General features: G+C 74.1%; 14 protein-coding genes. All 14 read left to right on the top strand.

Annotated features, from left to right (window positions below):
• The 14 genes from carA (at position 1) to hisG (ending at position 16,235) form a co-directional block, all read left to right on the top strand.
• A complete protein-coding gene (gene carA, locus FGG90_RS05160) occupies positions 1 to 1,170 on the top strand; it encodes a glutamine-hydrolyzing carbamoyl-phosphate synthase small subunit (RefSeq protein WP_210433061.1) in 1,170 nt (389 codons plus the stop codon).
• Positions 1,170 to 4,460 carry a carbamoyl-phosphate synthase large subunit gene (carB, locus tag FGG90_RS05155; RefSeq protein WP_094129664.1) on the top strand — a complete coding sequence of 1,097 codons (3,291 nt, stop codon included), beginning with the start codon at positions 1,170 to 1,172 and terminating at the stop codon, positions 4,458 to 4,460. Before carA ends, carB begins: the two co-directional genes overlap by 1 nt.
• Positions 4,457 to 5,353, top strand: coding sequence for an orotidine-5'-phosphate decarboxylase (gene pyrF / locus FGG90_RS05150; protein ID WP_094129667.1), 897 nt, complete (start codon positions 4,457 to 4,459; stop codon positions 5,351 to 5,353). The genes carB and pyrF overlap by 4 nt, the downstream gene beginning before the upstream one ends.
• Positions 5,350 to 6,258: a guanylate kinase gene (gmk, locus tag FGG90_RS05145; protein WP_094129670.1), complete on the top strand. Its 909-nt coding sequence runs from the start codon at positions 5,350 to 5,352 to the stop codon at positions 6,256 to 6,258. The genes pyrF and gmk overlap by 4 nt, the downstream gene beginning before the upstream one ends.
• A 48-nt stretch (positions 6,259 to 6,306) precedes the next feature.
• Positions 6,307 to 6,576 carry a DNA-directed RNA polymerase subunit omega gene (rpoZ, locus tag FGG90_RS05140; RefSeq protein ID WP_012038467.1) on the top strand — a complete coding sequence of 90 codons (270 nt, stop codon included), beginning with the start codon at positions 6,307 to 6,309 and terminating at the stop codon, positions 6,574 to 6,576.
• Between the two features lie 78 nt (positions 6,577 to 6,654).
• The gene (gene coaBC, locus FGG90_RS05135; RefSeq protein WP_094129673.1) at positions 6,655 to 7,872 is read left to right on the top strand and encodes a bifunctional phosphopantothenoylcysteine decarboxylase/phosphopantothenate--cysteine ligase CoaBC; all 1,218 of its coding nucleotides are present in this window, start codon (positions 6,655 to 6,657) and stop codon (positions 7,870 to 7,872) included.
• Between the two features lie 52 nt (positions 7,873 to 7,924).
• Positions 7,925 to 9,136 carry a methionine adenosyltransferase gene (gene metK / locus FGG90_RS05130; RefSeq protein ID WP_094129676.1) on the top strand — a complete coding sequence of 404 codons (1,212 nt, stop codon included), beginning with the start codon at positions 7,925 to 7,927 and terminating at the stop codon, positions 9,134 to 9,136.
• A gap of 42 nt (positions 9,137 to 9,178) precedes the next feature.
• Positions 9,179 to 11,296: a primosomal protein N' gene (locus FGG90_RS05125; protein ID WP_094129679.1), complete on the top strand. Its 2,118-nt coding sequence runs from the start codon at positions 9,179 to 9,181 to the stop codon at positions 11,294 to 11,296.
• A 103-nt stretch (positions 11,297 to 11,399) separates the two neighbouring features.
• Entirely contained in the window at positions 11,400 to 12,317 is a 918-nt protein-coding gene (gene fmt, locus FGG90_RS05120) for a methionyl-tRNA formyltransferase (RefSeq protein ID WP_094129682.1), read from the top strand.
• Between the two features lie 67 nt (positions 12,318 to 12,384).
• A complete protein-coding gene (locus FGG90_RS05115; protein ID WP_210433062.1) occupies positions 12,385 to 13,890 on the top strand; it encodes an RsmB/NOP family class I SAM-dependent RNA methyltransferase in 1,506 nt (501 codons plus the stop codon).
• A gap of 9 nt (positions 13,891 to 13,899) precedes the next feature.
• On the top strand, positions 13,900 to 14,568 hold the full coding sequence (rpe, locus tag FGG90_RS05110) for a ribulose-phosphate 3-epimerase (protein ID WP_086517582.1): 669 nt from the start codon (positions 13,900 to 13,902) through the stop codon (positions 14,566 to 14,568).
• 35 nt (positions 14,569 to 14,603) lie between these two features.
• The gene (locus FGG90_RS05105) at positions 14,604 to 14,972 is read left to right on the top strand and encodes an FKBP-type peptidyl-prolyl cis-trans isomerase (RefSeq protein WP_086517581.1); all 369 of its coding nucleotides are present in this window, start codon (positions 14,604 to 14,606) and stop codon (positions 14,970 to 14,972) included.
• 111 nt (positions 14,973 to 15,083) lie between these two features.
• Complete coding sequence (locus FGG90_RS05100) at positions 15,084 to 15,347, top strand: phosphoribosyl-ATP diphosphatase (RefSeq protein WP_012038459.1); 264 nt, start codon at positions 15,084 to 15,086, stop codon at positions 15,345 to 15,347.
• Between the two features lie 48 nt (positions 15,348 to 15,395).
• Complete coding sequence (hisG, locus tag FGG90_RS05095) at positions 15,396 to 16,235, top strand: ATP phosphoribosyltransferase (RefSeq protein WP_094131492.1); 840 nt, start codon at positions 15,396 to 15,398, stop codon at positions 16,233 to 16,235.
• Positions 16,236 to 16,238: the final 3 nt, after the last annotated feature.

The raw sequence follows: 16,238 nt of genomic DNA, 5'->3' as shown, positions 1-16,238 counted from the left end.
ATGGCCCGACACGAACCGGCGGTCCTGGTACTCGAGGACGGACGGAGGTACGCGGGACGCGCGTACGGCGCCCGTGGCGTGAGCCTCGGCGAGGCCGTCTTCGCGACCGGCATGACCGGCTACCAGGAGACGATCACCGACCCGTCCTACGCGGGCCAGATCGTGCTCCAGACGGCACCGCACATCGGCAACACCGGCATGAACGACGAGGACATGGAGTCCCGCCGCATCTGGGTCGCCGGCTACGTCGTCCGCGACCCCTCCCGCGTGGTCTCGAACTTCCGCGGGCAGCGCACGCTCGAGGACGACCTCGTCGCCCAGGGCGTCGTCGGCATCTCCGGCATCGACACCCGCGCCGTCACGCGCCGGATCCGCGACGAGGGCGCCATGCGCGCCGGCGTCTTCTCCGGCGAGGCCGCGTCGCTGCCCGACGAGGAGCAGCTCGCCCAGGTGCGCCAGGCGCCCGACATGACGGGCCGCAACCTCTCCGCCGAGGTCTCCACGCGGGAGACGTACACGATCCCCGCGGTGGGCGAGCGCATCGGCTCCGTGGCCGTGCTCGACCTCGGGATCAAGACCGCCACGGTGAAGCACCTCGCGGCCCGCGGACTCGACGTGCACGTCGTGCCGCAGTCGATCACCACCGAGGAGCTGGCGGAGCTCGCGCCCACCGCCGTGTTCTACTCCAACGGCCCGGGCGACCCCGAGGCCTCCCAGTACCACGTCGAGCTCCTGCAGGACGTGCTCCGCAAGGGCATCCCGTTCTTCGGGATCTGCTTCGGCAACCAGCTCCTCGGCCGCGCCCTCGGCTTCGACACCTACAAGCTGCCGTTCGGCCACCGCGGGATCAACCAGCCCGTGCTCGACCGCCGCACCGGCCGCGTCGAGATCACGAGCCAGAACCACGGCTTCGCGGTCTCCGCGCCGCTCGACGGCCCCGTCGAGAGCCCCGCGGGCTTCGGCCGCGCGGAGGTCAGCCACGTCTCGCTCAACGACCAGGTCGTCGAGGGGCTCAACTGCCTCGACATCCCCGCCTTCTCCGTGCAGTACCACCCGGAGGCGGCGGCGGGTCCCCACGACTCGTCGTACCTCTTCGACCGGTTCATCGAGCTGATCCACGCCGCGGGCGACGCCCCCGCATCCGCCGCGACCCCCCAGGAGACCGTGTAATGCCCAAGCGCGACGACATCAACAGCGTCCTCGTCATCGGCTCCGGGCCGATCGTCATCGGCCAGGCCGCCGAGTTCGACTACTCGGGCACGCAGGCCTGCCGCGTGCTGCGCGAGGAGGGCGTGCGCGTCATCCTCGTGAACTCGAACCCCGCCACGATCATGACCGACCCGGGCTTCGCCGACGCGACCTACATCGAGCCGATCACGAGCGAGGTGCTCGAGAAGATCATCATCAAGGAGCGTCCCGACGCGGTGCTCCCGACCCTCGGCGGCCAGACCGCCCTCAACGCCGCCATCCGCCTCGACGAGCTCGGGATCCTCGCCAAGCACGGCGTGGAGCTCATCGGCGCGAAGGTCGAGGCCATCCAGAAGGGCGAGGACCGCCAGCTCTTCAAGGACCTCGTCATCGAGTCCGGCGCCGACGTCGCCCGCTCGCACGTCGCGAAGACGCTCGAGCAGGCCGTGGAGTTCGCCGAGGACCTCGGCTACCCGCTCGTGATCCGCCCGTCCTTCACCATGGGCGGCCTCGGCTCCGGCTTCGCGCACACCCGCCAGGAGCTCGAGCGGATGGTCGCCGACGGCCTGCAGTCGAGCCCCACCACCGAGGTGCTCCTCGAGGAGTCGATCCTCGGCTGGAAGGAGTACGAGCTCGAGCTCATGCGGGACACGGCCGACAACACGGTCGTCGTCTGCTCCATCGAGAACGTCGACCCCGTCGGCGTGCACACGGGAGACTCGATCACGGTCGCGCCCGCCCTCACGCTCACCGACCGCGAGTACCAGCACATGCGCGACATCGGCATCGACATCATCCGCCGCGTGGGCGTCGACACCGGCGGCTGCAACATCCAGTTCGCGGTGGACCCCACGAACGGCCGCCTCATCGTCATCGAGATGAACCCGCGCGTCTCCCGCTCGAGCGCGCTCGCGTCGAAGGCCACGGGCTTCCCGATCGCGAAGATCGCGGCGAAGCTCGCCATCGGCTACCGGCTGGACGAGATCCCCAACGACATCACCAAGGTCACGCCCGCGAGCTTCGAGCCCACGCTCGACTACGTGGTCGTGAAGGTGCCGCGCTTCGCGTTCGAGAAGTTCCCGGCCGCCGACGCCGAGCTCACCACCACCATGAAGTCGGTCGGCGAGGCCATGGCCATCGGCCGCAACTACTCGACCGCCCTCCAGAAGGCGCTGCGCTCGCTCGAGAAGCGCGGATCCTCCTTCCACTGGGGCCCGGAGACCCGCTCGGTCGACGAGCTGCTCGAGGTGAGCCGCACGCCCACCGACGGCCGCATCGTCACGGTGCAGCAGGCGCTCCGCGCGGGCGCAACGGCCGAGCAGGTCTTCGACGCCACGAAGATCGACCCCTGGTTCGTCGACCAGATCGTGCTGATCAACGAGGTCGCCGACGCCGTGCGCGACGCGGGGTCCCTCGACGCGGAGACGCTCCGCGAGGCCAAGGACCACGGCTTCTCGGACGCGCAGATCGCCGAGATCCGCGGGGTCTCCGAGCAGGAGGTGCGCGACGCGCGCCACGCCGCGGGCATCCGCCCGGTGTTCAAGACGGTCGACACGTGCGCCGGCGAGTTCCCCGCGCTCACGCCGTACCACTACTCCAGCTACGACTCCGAGACGGAGATCGTGCCGTCGGACCGCCGCAAGGTGATCATCCTGGGCTCGGGCCCGAACCGCATCGGCCAGGGCATCGAGTTCGACTACTCGTGCGTGCACGCGTCCTTCGCGCTGTCCGACGCGGGCTTCGAGACGATCATGATCAACTGCAACCCGGAGACGGTCTCCACCGACTACGACACGAGCGACCGGCTCTACTTCGAGCCGCTGACGCTCGAGGACGTGCTCGAGATCGTGCACGCGGAGCAGCAGGCGGGCGAGCTCGTCGGCGTCGTCGTGCAGCTCGGCGGCCAGACCGCGCTCGGGCTCGCCAAGGGCCTCGAGGCCGCGGGCGTCCCGATCCTCGGCACGAGCCCGTCGGCCATCGACCTCGCGGAGGAGCGGGGCCTGTTCTCCGGCATCCTCGACGCCGCGGGCCTCGTGGCGCCGCGCAACGGCACGGCGGTCGCGATCGACGAGGCCGTGGTCGTCGCCGAGGAGATCGGCTACCCCGTGCTCGTCCGCCCGAGCTACGTGCTCGGCGGCCGCGGCATGGAGATCGTCTTCGACACCGCCACGCTGCACGACTACTTCCTCCGCATGGCCGACCAGGGCATCATCGGCGCGGGCAAGCCCCTCCTCATCGACCGGTTCCTCGACGACGCCATCGAGATCGACATCGACGCCATCTACGACGGCACCGAGCTGTACGTCGGCGGCGTCATGGAGCACATCGAGGAGGCCGGCATCCACTCGGGCGACTCGAGCTGCACGCTCCCGCCCGTCACCCTCGGCCGCGGCCAGATCCAGCAGGTCGTCGACGCCACGCGCGCCATCGCCGAGGGCGTGGGCGTGCGCGGCCTCCTCAACGTGCAGTTCGCCATCGGCGCGGGCGTGCTCTACGTCCTCGAGGCGAACCCGCGCGCGAGCCGCACGGTGCCGTTCGTCTCCAAGGCGCTCGGCATCCCGCTCGCGAAGGCGGCGTCGCTCGTCATGGTCGGCACGTCCATCGCGGAGCTGAAGGCCTCCGGCCTCCTGCCCGAGCGCGACGGATCCGACGTGCCGATGGACTCGCCCGTCGCCGTGAAGGAGGCCGTGCTGCCCTTCAAGCGGTTCCGCACGAAGGACGGCCTCATCGTCGACTCCGTGCTCGGCCCGGAGATGCGCTCCACCGGCGAGGTCATGGGCATCGACCGCGACTTCCCGCGCGCGTTCGCGAAGAGCCAGGAGGCGGCGTTCGGCGGCCTCCCGCTCTCCGGCACGGTGTTCGTCTCGGTCGCCGACCGCGACAAGCGCTCCATCGTGCTGCCGGTGCTGCGCCTCCAGCAGCTCGGATTCGAGGTGCTCGCGACCGAGGGCACGGCCGAGATCCTCAGCCGCAACGGGATCCAGACGCGCGTCGTGCGCAAGTACAGCGAGACGCCGGCGGCGGGGGACTCGCCGTCGATCGTCGACCTCATCAACCGCGACGAGGTCGACGTCGTCATCAACACCCCGTCGGGCCGCACCGCCCGCGCGGACGGCTACGAGATCCGCGCGGCGGCCGTGGCGGCGGACAAGCCGCTGTTCACGACCATCGCGCAGCTCACGGCCGCGGTCGCTTCGTTCGACGCCATCCGCGCCGGGTTCGACGTGACGAGCCTGCAGGACTACGCGATCGCCCGCGAGGCCCGCAGGTGACGACCGCCGACGGCGGGGCGACGCAGGTCGTCCCGCCGTTCGGCGCGCGCCTCGCGCGGGCGTTCCGCGAGCACGGCCAGCTGTGCGTCGGGATCGACCCGCACCGGTCGCTCCTCGACGCCTGGGGCCTCGCCGACGACGCGCGCGGCCTCGAGGAGTTCGGGCTGCGCGTCGTGGACGCGACCGCCGAGCGGGCGGGGATCGTCAAGCCGCAGGTGGCGTTCTTCGAGCGCCACGGATCCGCCGGGTACGCCGCCCTCGAGCGCGTGCTCGCCGCCGCGCGCGACGCCGGCCTCCTGGTGATCGCGGACGCCAAGCGCGGCGACATCGGCTCCACGGTCGACGCGTACGGCGCCGCGTGGCTCGCGCCCGACAGCCCGCTCCGCGCCGACGCCGTGACCCTCACCGCGTACACGGGCGTCGGGTCCCTCGACGGCGTCCGCGCCGCCGCCGACGCGTGGGGCGCGGGCGTCTTCGTCCTCGCCGCCACCTCGAACCCGGAGGCGCGCGAGCTCCAGCGGGCGCTGCTGCCCGGCGACGGATCCGCGGGCGCCGACCGCACGGTCGCGCGCGGGATCCAGGACGCCGCCGTCGCCGCCAACGGCCCGACGGACGACCCGTCCGCGGATCCCGGCGCCTTCGGCCTCGTGATCGGCGCGACCGTCGACGCCGCCGAGGCGGGGCTCGACCTGGCCCGCCTCACCCGCACGCCGATCCTGGCCCCCGGCTTCGGCCACCAGGGCGCGCTGCTCGGCGATGTCCGGAAGCTGTTCGGTCCGGCCGCCGGCGTTGTGGTCGCGAGCGCGTCCCGGAGTATCCTCGCGGCAGGGCCACGGCGCGTCGCGGAGGCCGTCACCGACCACGCCGGACGACTCAGAGAGGCGCTCCCATGAGGCCCGAACCACCCGAGGTCGACCGCGTCGCCGCGTCCCAGGCCGCGGTCGCCGCGCGTCGGGCGCGCGCCGAGGTGAAGCACGACATCGTCACGGGGGAGCGCACCCCGCTCGGCGTGCTCGACGCGTCCGCGGACCCCGCCCGTCGCGCCGAGGCCACCCTCCGCGTCACCGAGTTCCTCACGAGCATCCCGAACATCGGCCCCACCAAGCTCGAGCGGATCCTCGGCGACCTCGGCATCTCCACCGCCAAGCGCCTCGGCGGCCTCGGCGTGCACCAGCGGGTGCGCCTCACCCGGTTCCTCGAGGACTGGCAGGCCGCCAAGCAGATCGTGGAGCCGAGCCGCCTCGTCGTGCTCGCGGGCCCCACCGCCGTCGGCAAGGGCACCGTCTCCACCTTCATCCGCGAGAACGAGCCCGACGTCCTGCTCTCCGTCTCGGCCACCACGCGCGCGCCGCGCCCCGGCGAGGTCGAGGGCGTCAACTACTACTTCGTGTCCGACGCCGAGTTCGACCGCATGGTCGACGAGCGCGAGCTCCTGGAGTGGGCGACCGTGCACAACGCGCACCGCTACGGGACGCCGCGCGCGCCCATCGACGTGGCGCTGGCCGAGGGCCGGAGCGTCCTGCTCGAGATCGACATCCAGGGCGCGCGCCAGGTGAAGGCCGCGATGCCGGAGGCCCGGCTCGTGTTCCTGCTGCCGCCCACCTGGGAGGAGCTCGTGCGCCGCCTGGTCGGCCGCGGCACCGAGGGGCCGGAGGAGCAGCAGCGCCGGCTCGACACCGCGAAGGTCGAGCTGGCCGCCCAGGACGAGTTCGACCACCTCGTCGTGAACCGCGATGTCGCGGAGGCCGCGCGCGAGGTCGTAGAATTGATGAAGACCAGGAAGGCCGTCGGTCCGTGAACCGGACCCGCACGGCCTTCGTCCATGTATTGAGGAAGCGGCACATCCATGGTTGACAAGACCCAGGGCATCATCGACCCGCCCATCGACGAGCTCCTCTCGAAGGTCGACTCGAAGTACGCGCTCGTGATCTTCGCCTCCAAGCGGGCCCGCCAGATCAACGACTACTACGCCGACCTGCACGAGGGCAGCCTGTTCGACAACGTCGGACCGCTCGTCGACTCCACCATCGACGACAAGCCCCTCTCGGTCGCCATGCACGAGATCAACGAGGACAAGCTCGTCGCCACGCCCATCGTGGAGCCCGCGGCCTCCTAGCCGCCCGCCGTCCCGGATGCCCCGCGCCGACCGCACCCCGCACGCCCTCCCGGCCCCCGAGCCCCGGAGCGCGGCCGCGTGATGGTCGTCGTGGGGATCACGGGCGGCATCGCCGCCTACAAGGCGGTCGGCGTCGTCCGGGGCCTCGTCCTCCTCGGACACGACGTGCACGTCGTGCCCACCGAGGCGGCGCTCCGCTTCGTCGGGAAGCCCACGCTCGAGGCCGTGAGCCGCAACCCCGTCACGAGCGACCTCTACGACGGGGTCTCCGAGGTCCGCCACGTGGCGCTCGGCCAGAAGGCCGACCTCATCGTCGTCGCCCCGGCCACCGCGCACACGATGGCGTCCCTGGCCCTCGGCCTCTCGGACGACCTCCTCGGCACCACGATCCTCGCCAGCCGCGCGCCCCTCGTCATCGCCCCCGCGATGCACACCGAGATGTGGCAGCACCCGGCGACGCAGGCCAACGCGGCGATCCTCCGCTCCCGCGGCGCCACCCTGGTCGGCCCCACGTCGGGCCGCCTCACCGGCACCGACTCCGGGCCCGGCCGCATGGCCGAGGTGGAGGACGTCATCGCCGCGGCCCTCGCCGCCGTGCGCCCCGGCGGCCGCGACCTGGAGGGCCGCCGCGTCCTCGTGTCCGCCGGCGGCACGCGCGAGCCGCTGGATCCCGTGCGCTTCCTCGGCAACCGCTCGTCCGGTCGGCAGGGCGTCGCCCTCGCCGTCGCCGCGCGCGATCGCGGCGCCGACGTCGTGCTCGTCGCCGCGCACCTCGAGGTGCCCGCGCCCGCGGGCGTCCGCGTCGTGCCCGTGTCGACCGCGCTCGAGCTGTCCGACGCGATGGTCCGCGAGGCGGACGATGCCGACGTCGTGATCATGGCCGCGGCCGTCGCCGACTACCGGCCGGTGTCCGTGTCCGAGGGCAAGATCAAGAAGGAGCAGGCGGGGGACGCGCTCTCCGTCGAGCTCGTGCGGAACCCCGACGTGCTCCAGCGGCTCGCCGCCGACGCCGCCGTGCCGCGCGCGGACGGCACGCGCCGCGTCGTCGTCGGCTTCGCGGCGGAGACCGAGGAGGACCCGGACGAGCTGCTGCGGATCGGCCGCGAGAAGCTCGCGCGGAAGGGCTGCGACCTGCTCGTCCTCAACAGGGTCGGATGGTACGAGGGGTTCGCCGCGGAGCGCAACACCATCACGGTGCTCGCGAGGACCGGCGATACACTGGCGGAGGCCTCCGGCTCCAAGGAGCAGGTGGCCCATCGAATTCTCGACGTAGTGGGTCTCCCGGCTCCGCGGTAGCGACTCCGCGGCAGCGACGGGCGGATGCCACGCGATCCCCTGGAGCTCCTCTGTGACCGATCTGCGCCTGTTCACCTCCGAGTCCGTCACCGAGGGCCACCCCGACAAGATCTGCGACCAGATCTCGGACAGCATCCTCGACGCGCTCCTGGCGCAGGACCCGACGAGCCGCGCGGCCGTCGAGACGCTCGTCACCACGGGCCTCGTGCACGTCGCGGGCGAGGTCACCACGTCCGGCTACGTCGACATCCCGCAGATCGTCCGCGACCGCATCCGGGACATCGGCTACGACTCCTCCGAGGTCGGCTTCGACGGCAGCAACTGCGGCGTCACGGTCTCCATCGGCGCGCAGTCGCCCGACATCGCGCAGGGCGTCGACCGCTCGTACGAGTCGCGGTCGGGATCGGCGTCCACCGACGCGCACGACCTCCAGGGCGCGGGCGACCAGGGGCTGATGTTCGGCTACGCGTCGCGCGACACCCCCGTCTTCATGCCGCTGCCCATCTACCTCGCGCACCGCCTGGCCGAGCGCCTCGCGGCCGTCCGCCACTCGGGCGAGCTGCCCTACCTCCGGCCCGACGGCAAGACCCAGGTCACCATCGGCTACGACGGCCTCGTGCCGCGCACGGTCGACACGGTCGTGCTCTCCACGCAGCACGGCCCGCAGGTCTCGCAGGAGGACCTCCGCCGCGAGGTCGAGGAGCACGTGATCCGCCCGGTGCTCGCGCAGGCCGCGGAGATCGGCATCGAGCTCGACTCGCGCGCGGCGACCCTGCTCATCAACCCCACCGGCAAGTTCGAGATCGGCGGCCCCAAGGGCGACGCCGGGCTCACCGGCCGGAAGATCATCGTCGACACGTACGGCGGGTTCAGCCGGCACGGCGGCGGCGCGTTCAGCGGCAAGGACCCGTCGAAGGTCGACCGCAGCGCCGCGTACGCCATGCGCTGGGTGGCGAAGAACGCGGTCGCCGCGGGCCTCGCCGACCGGCTCGAGGTGCAGGTCGCGTACGCCATCGGCAAGGCCGCGCCCGTGGGCCTCTACGTCGAGACGTTCGGCACGGCGCACGTGCCCGAGGAGCGCATCGTCCGCGCCATCCGCGAGACCTTCGACCTGCGTCCGGCGGCCATCGTCGAGCAGCTCGACCTGCTCCGCCCGATCTACGCGCAGACCGCCGCCTACGGGCACTTCGGCCGCGAGCTGCCGGACTTCGCCTGGGAGGCGCTCGACCGTGTCGCCGACCTGCAGAGCGCCGCGGGGCTCTGACGCGCCCAGCCGCGCGGGTCGCGCCGTGACCGGGGGCGCGCGATGACGGCGGGGGAGACCGCGCCCGGCACCGCGACGCCCGCGGGCGGGGCCGACGGGCGTCCGCCCGTGGTGCGGGTGATGGTCGACTCGCCCCTGCCGCAGCTCGACCGGCTGTTCGACTACGCCGTGCCCGAGGCGCTGCGGGCGACCTGCGTGCCGGGCGTCCGCGTCCGCGTGCCGCTGCGCTCCGCGGGGCGCGTGGCCGACGGCTACGTGATCGAGGTCGGCGACGGGCAGGGCTACGACGGCGCGCTGAGCGAGGTCGAGCAGGTCGTGTCGCCGATCCCCGTGCTGCGGCCGGAGGTGTGGGCGCTCGCGCGCGCCGTCGCCGACCGGCAGGCGGGCACGGCGTCCGACGTGGTGCGGCTGGCGGTGCCGCCGCGCCAGGTCCGCGTCGAGAAGGCGCACCTCGCGGCCCTCACGGCGGCGGCCGACGGCGACGCATCGGGCACGGCGGACACGGCCGGCGCCTCTGACGCGGGGGAGTCGATCGCGGACGCCGGCGCCTTGTCGACCGACCCCTCCGCGGCGCCGCTCGCGGACGCCGCGCTCCCGCCCGTCGACGGCTACGCGCCCGGCTCGCTCGACGCGGTCGTCGACGGATCCGGACGGGCCGCGGTCCAGGCGATCCCCGAGGTCGTCGAGCTGCCCGGCGGCGCGTGGGCCGGCCGCTGGGCCGTCACGCTCGCGCAGGCGGCCGTCCGGGTGCTCGCATCGGGGCGCAGCAGCGTCCTCGTCGTGCCGGACTACCGCGACCAGGACCAGCTCGAGGCGGCCCTCGCCGCCCACGCGCCCGACGGGTCCGTGATCCGCACCGACGCGCGCCAGTCCGGCCCCGACCGGTACCGCGCGTTCCTCCAGGGGCTCGGCGAGGAGCCGCGCATCGTCGTCGGCAACCGCTCCGCCGTGTACGCGCCCGCGCCGCGCCTCGGCCTCCTGGCGATGTGGGACGAGGGCGATCCGCTGCACGCCGAGCCGCTGAGCCCCTACGCGCACGCCCGCGACGTCGCGCTCCTCCGCACCCAGCAGCAGGGCACCGCGCTCGTGCTGCTCGCGCACTCCCGGAGCACCGAGGTCGAGCGGCTCGTCGCCATCGGCCACCTGGGGAGCGTCGTGCCCGCCGTGAACCGGCCGCCGCGCGTGATCCCGACGACATCCCAGACGGGCGACGAGGGCTTCGCCCGGCAGGCGCGGATCCCATCGGGCGCCTGGCGCGCCGCGAAGGACGCGGTGGAGCACGGGCCGGTCCTCATCCAGGTCGCGCGCCCCGGCTACGCGCCGCTCGTCGCCTGCCGCGCCTGCCGCCAGGCCGCGCGCTGCACGGTGTGCACGGGTCCGCTCGGCATGTCCACCGCCACGAGCACGCCCACGTGCGGCTGGTGCGGCCACCTCGCGGGCGACTGGACGTGCGCCAACTGCGGGTCCGACGAGCTGCGCCTCGTGACCATCGGCGCCGGCCGCACCGCGGAGGAGCTCGGCCGCGCCTTCCCCGGCGTGCAGGTCGTGCTGGCCGACGGCGAGCGCCACGTGCAGGAGATCGACGCGGAGTCCCGGCTCGTCGTCGCCACGCGCGGCGCCGAGCCGGTGGCGGCCGGCGGCTACCGGGCGGTCCTCCTCCTCGACGGCGAGCGGATGCTCGCGCGCGAGAGCCTGCGGGTGGGGGAGGACGTGCTGCGCCAGTGGTCCAACGCCGCCGCCCTCGCCGCCCCCCGCGCGCCCGTGATGCTCGTGGGCGTCGGCGGCCAGGTGGCCCGCGCCCTGGCCACCTGGCAGCAGCCGCGCTACGCGCACGAGGAGCTCCTCGAGCGCCGCGCCCTGCGCTTCCCGCCCGCGGTGCGCGCCGCGAGCGTCGAGGGGCTGCCGGACGCGGTCGGCCAGGCCGTCGAGCGGCTCGACGGGATCGAGGGCGTCGACGTCCTCGGTCCCGTGCCCACCGAGCAGGGCCGCGTGCGCGCCATCGTCCGCCTCGACTACGCCCGCGGCGGCGACGCGGCGCGCGAGCTCCGAGCGGCCGTCGTGAAGAACGCCTCCAGCCGCCGCAAGCCCGTCGCGGGCCGCACCGGGTTCCGGCCCACCGTCCCGCTCCGTGTACGGTTCGACGACACGGGGCTGTTCTGATCCGCGCTCGCCGCGCGGCGCGAGCGCCCGGGCGCGTCGTCCCGGCATGCGCCTCCTCCGCCCGCCCCGCCCACCCCGCACGCCGCCCCCGGAATGGACCCAGATGAGACTCGTCTTCGCCGGCACGCCGCTCGCGGCCGTGCCCTCGCTCCGGCTGCTGGCCGCGTCCGGCCACGAGGTCGCCCTCGTCGTCACGCGCGCCGACGCCCCGCTCGGCCGCAAGCGCGTCCTCACCCCGTCGCCCGTGGCCGCGGAGGCCGAGCGCCTCGGCATCCCGACGCTCCGCGTGAACCGCCTCGACGAGGAGGCGACCGCCCGCGTCGCGGCGGTCGGGGCCGACCTCGGCGTGATCGTCGCGTACGGCGGCCTCGTCCGCGAGCCGCTGCTGTCGACGCCCGCGAAGGGCTGGATCAACCTGCACTTCTCCCTGCTGCCCCGCTGGCGCGGCGCCGCGCCCGTGCAGCGCTCGATCATGGCGGGCGAGCGCGTCACGGGCGCGAGCGTCTTCCAGCTGGAGCGCGGCATGGACACGGGTCCCGTCTTCGCGACGGAGGAGCGGCCCACGGGCGAGCACGAGACGGCCGGCCACGTGCTCGACGCGCTCGCGGAGCAGGGCGCCGACCTCCTGCTGCGCACGGTCGACGCCATCGGCGCGGGCACCGCCGTCGCGCGCCCGCAGGAGGGCGAGCCGACCCTCGCGCCGAAGACCACGATCGACGACGGCCGCATCGACTGGGCGCGGCCCGCGGGGGAGGTGCTCGCGCGCATCCGCGGCGTGACGCCCGAGCCCGGCGCGCACACCTCCGTGGACGACGTGCGCCTCAAGGTGCACCGCGCGGCCGCCCTGCACGACGCCGCGCCGCTGCCCCCCGGCGCGATCGCGTCCGTCGACGGCCGCGTCGCCGTCGGCACCGCCAGCCACCCGGTCGAGCTCATCCAGGTGCAGCCCGCCGGGAAGAACCCCATGCCGGCCGCCGACTGGTGGCGCGGCGTGACGGGCACGGGCCTCACCGCCCGATGAGCCCGAGCACAGGATCGCCCGCCGCCGACCGACGGCCAGGCGTCACGAGGAAGGACCTCACCGCACGATGAGCGACAGCACCGGATCCCCCGCCCGCCGACCGGGCGGACGCCGTCCCGCGGGCGCCGGCCGAGGCCGCCCCGACGACCGCTCCCGCGCGGCCGGGCGCGACGGCGGCGACGTCGGCGGCCCCGCCACCGTGAGCCCGGCCCGCCGCGTCGCCTACGAGGTCGTCAGCGCGGTCCGCGAGTCGGACGCGTACGCCAACCTCCTCCTGCCCGTCCGGATCCGCCGTGCCGCGCTCTCCGCGCAGGACGCCGCCCTCGCCACCGAGCTCGCCTACGGCACGCTCCGCATGTCCGGCTACTACGACCGCGTGATCGAGCTGGCCGCCGGCCGCCCCGTCACCGCGATCGACGCGCCGATCCTCGACGTGCTGCGCCTCTCCGTGCACCAGCTCCTCAGCATGCGCGTCGCCACGCACGCCGCCGTCAACGAGGGCGTCGACATGGCGCGCGCGGTCGGATCCCGCTCCGCCACCGGATTCGTCAACGGCGTCCTCCGCACCATCACGCGCTCCGAGCCCGCCGAGTGGCGCGAGCGCGTCCTCGACAGCGCCGCGAGCGACGACGAGCGGCTCGCGCTCGAGCACTCCCATCCGCTCTGGGTGCTGCGCGCCCTCCGCCAGGCGCTCGCCCGCGAGGGCCGTGCCGACGAGCTCGAGGACCTCCTGCGCGCCGACAACGCCGCGCCCGCCGTCAGCCTCGTCGCGCTCCCCGGCCTCGCGACCGTCGAGGAGACCGGCGAGCAGCCGGCCGCCTTCTCGCCCGTGGGCGCCTACCTCGAGGGCGGCGACCCGATGGACGCGCCCGGCGTCGCCGAGGGCCGCGTCCGCGTGCAGGACGAGGGCTCCCAGCTCGCCGCGCTCGCGCTCAGCCGCGCCCGCGCCGTCACCCCGGGCGAGCGCTGGCTCGACCTGTGCGCGGGACCGGGCGGCAAGGCCGCGCTGCTCGCCGCGGAGGCCGGCCGGTCCGGCGCCCTGCTCACCGCGAACGAGCTCGTCCCCGCGCGCGCGGGCCTCGTCCGCGACGCCCTCCGCGCCGTCCCCGGCGACACCGAGGTGTGGGAGGCCGACGGCACGACCGTGGGGGAGGAGCACCCGGGCGCCTTCGACCGGATCCTCCTCGACGCCCCGTGCAGCGGCCTCGGCGCGCTCCGCCGCCGGCCCGAGGCGCGCTGGCGCAAGACCCCACGCGACGTCGCGGGCCTCGGCGCCCTGCAGGCCGCGCTCCTCGACTCGGCGATCGCCGCGCTGGCGCCCGGCGGGGTCCTCGCCTACGTCACGTGCTCGCCGCACCTCGCCGAGACCCGCGCCATCGTGCAGGCCGCGCTCCAGCGCCACGCCGACGTCACGGCGCTCGACACCCGCGCCGTGCTGCAGGAGGTGGCCGACGGCGACCTCGAGCTGCCGGACGCCGACCCGGACGCCGCCACCCGCGGATCCAGCGTGCAGCTCTGGCCGCACCGGCACGGCACGGACGCCATGTTCATCGCCCTGCTGACCCGCCGGTAGGGTCGGGGCATGCCCGTCCGCATCGAACCGAGCATCCTGTCCGCCGACTTCGCGAACCTCGAGCGCGAGATCCAGCGCCTCGCCACCGCCGACCTCGTGCACGTCGACATCATGGACAACCACTTCGTGCCGAACCTCACGTTCGGCCTGCCGATGGTGGAGCGCCTCCAGCAGGTGACCCCGGTGCCGCTCGACATCCACCTCATGATCGACGACGTCGACCGCTGGGCCCCCGGCTTCGCGGAGGCGGGCGCCGCGAGCGTCACCTTCCACGCCGAGGCCACGCGCGAGCCCGTCGCGCTCGCCCGGCGCCTGCGGGAGATCGGCGCGCGCGCCGGCATCGCGCTGAAGCCCGGCACCCCCGTCGACGACTACCTCGACCTCCTCCACGAGTTCGACCAGGTGCTCGTGATGACGGTCGAGCCCGGCTTCGGCGGGCAGTCCTTCATGCCCGAGACGATGCCCAAGCTCCGCGCCCTCCGCTCCCGCCTCCGCGAGTCCGGCCACGACGTCTGGCTCCAGGTGGACGGCGGCATCGACGTCGAGACCATCGGCCGCGCGGCCGAGGCCGGCGCCGACACGTTCGTCTCCGGATCCGGCGTCTTCCGCGGCGGCGACCCGGAGGCGTCCATCGCCGAGCTGCGCCGCGCGGCCGAGGCCCACACGCACGCGCACTAGACGGAGGCCCGGCGCGGATCTGCTTGACTGGATCCATGACCGACACCACCAAGCCCGAGGTCGAGCCCGTCGACGGCCCGGCCCCCGCAGAGCTCACCATCTCCGACGTCACCGTGGGCGACGGCCCCGAGGCCCAGCCCGGTGACACAGTCGACGTGCACTACCTCGGCGTCGACTACGAGACCGGCGAGGAGTTCGACTCGTCCTGGAGCCGCGGCCAGTCCGTGCGCTTCCCCCTCCGCAGCCTCATCGCCGGCTGGCAGCAGGGCATCCCCGGCATGAAGGTCGGCGGACGCCGCCAGCTCGTCGTGCCGCCGGAGCTCGCCTACGGCCCCGCGGGCGGCGGACACCGCCTTTCCGGCCGCACCCTGATCTTCGTGATCGACCTGCAGGGCGTCGGCTAGCGAGCCGTCCGCCGCGGCAGCGGCACCACCACCGGGAGGCCGGGAGCATCGCGCTCCCGGCCTCCCGTCGTCGTGCCGGGGGCGCCCTCGCGCGCCTGTACCCTGGAGCACGTGAAGACCTTCGATGACCTGTTCGGCGAGCTCACCCGCATCGCCGCCGAGAGGCCCGAGGGGTCCGGCACCGTCCGCGAGCTCGACGGCGGCGTGCACGCGATCGGCAAGAAGGTCGTCGAGGAGGCCGCCGAGGTCTGGATGGCCGCCGAGCACGAGTCCGACGACCGCGCGGCCGAGGAGATCTCGCAGCTGCTGTACCACGTGCAGGTCATGATGATCGCGCGCGGGCTCACCCTGGAGGACGTCGGCCGACATCTGTGACGCGCCCCGTCACCCGCGTCGTCCCCTCCATCGGAAGAAGTGATCCCCATGCTCCGTGTCGCCGTGCCCAACAAGGGCTCGCTCGCCGAGACCGCCGCCCAGATGCTCGCCGAGGCCGGGTACGCCGGCCGGCGTGACCCCAAGGAGCTCTACGTCCTCGACGCGCGCAACGACGTCGAGTTCTTCTACCTCCGCCCCCGCGACATCGCGACCTACGTGGGATCCGGCGCGCTCGACGTCGGCATCACCGGCCGCGACCTCCTCATCGACTCCGCGTCCGAGGCGGCGGAGACCGCGGAGCTCGGCTTCGCGGGATCCACGTTCCGCTTCGCGGGCCCCGTCGGCCGGTTCTCCGACCTGGCCGACCTCGCCGGGGTGCGCATCGCCACCAGCTACCCCGTCCTCGTGGGCGGGTTCCTGCGCGAGCACGGCGTGGAGGCGCAGCTCATCCGCCTCGATGGCGCCGTGGAGTCCGCCATCCAGCTCGGCGTCGCGGATGCCATCGCCGACGTCGTCGAGACGGGCACCACGCTCCGCAAGGCCGGCCTCGAGATCTTCGGCCCGGTGATCCTCCGCTCCACCGCCGTGCTCATCTCGGGCGCCGAGGAGAAGCCCGGCGCCGCCACGCTCCTCCGCCGCCTCGAGGGCGTGCTCGTCGCGCGCCGCTACGTGCTCATGGACTACGACGTGCCGCTCGACCTGCTCGACGCCGCCACGGCCATCACCCCCGGCATCGAGTCGCCCACCATCTCGCCGCTGCAGGATCCCGCGTGGGTCGCCGTGCGCTCGATGGTGCCGCGCGACGACACGAACCAGATCATGGACCGGCTGCACGAGGTCGGCGCGCGCGCGATCCTGGTCAGCCCCATCCACGCCGCCCGGATCTGACGT

Source organism: Clavibacter michiganensis subsp. tessellarius, from assembly GCF_021922985.1.
Lineage (GTDB): Bacteria > Actinomycetota > Actinomycetes > Actinomycetales > Microbacteriaceae > Clavibacter > Clavibacter tessellarius.
This window is presented reverse-complemented; position numbering and strand designations above follow the sequence as displayed.

Excerpts from the sequence above, each read along its gene's own strand:
- carA (WP_210433061.1), top strand. The coding sequence starts at position 1 with ATGGCCCGACACGAACCGGCGGTCCTGGTACTCGAGGACGGACGGAGG.
- fmt (WP_094129682.1), top strand. The coding sequence starts at position 11,400 with ATGAGACTCGTCTTCGCCGGCACGCCGCTCGCGGCCGTGCCCTCGCTC.
- gmk (WP_094129670.1), top strand. The coding sequence starts at position 5,350 with ATGAGGCCCGAACCACCCGAGGTCGACCGCGTCGCCGCGTCCCAGGCC.
- FGG90_RS05115 (WP_210433062.1), top strand. The coding sequence starts at position 12,385 with ATGAGCGACAGCACCGGATCCCCCGCCCGCCGACCGGGCGGACGCCGT.
- FGG90_RS05105 (WP_086517581.1), top strand. The coding sequence starts at position 14,604 with ATGACCGACACCACCAAGCCCGAGGTCGAGCCCGTCGACGGCCCGGCC.
- rpoZ (WP_012038467.1), top strand. The coding sequence starts at position 6,307 with ATGGTTGACAAGACCCAGGGCATCATCGACCCGCCCATCGACGAGCTC.
- FGG90_RS05125 (WP_094129679.1), top strand. The coding sequence starts at position 9,179 with ATGACGGCGGGGGAGACCGCGCCCGGCACCGCGACGCCCGCGGGCGGG.
- rpe (WP_086517582.1), top strand. The coding sequence starts at position 13,900 with ATGCCCGTCCGCATCGAACCGAGCATCCTGTCCGCCGACTTCGCGAAC.
- hisG (WP_094131492.1), top strand. The coding sequence starts at position 15,396 with ATGCTCCGTGTCGCCGTGCCCAACAAGGGCTCGCTCGCCGAGACCGCC.
- carB (WP_094129664.1), top strand. The coding sequence starts at position 1,170 with ATGCCCAAGCGCGACGACATCAACAGCGTCCTCGTCATCGGCTCCGGG.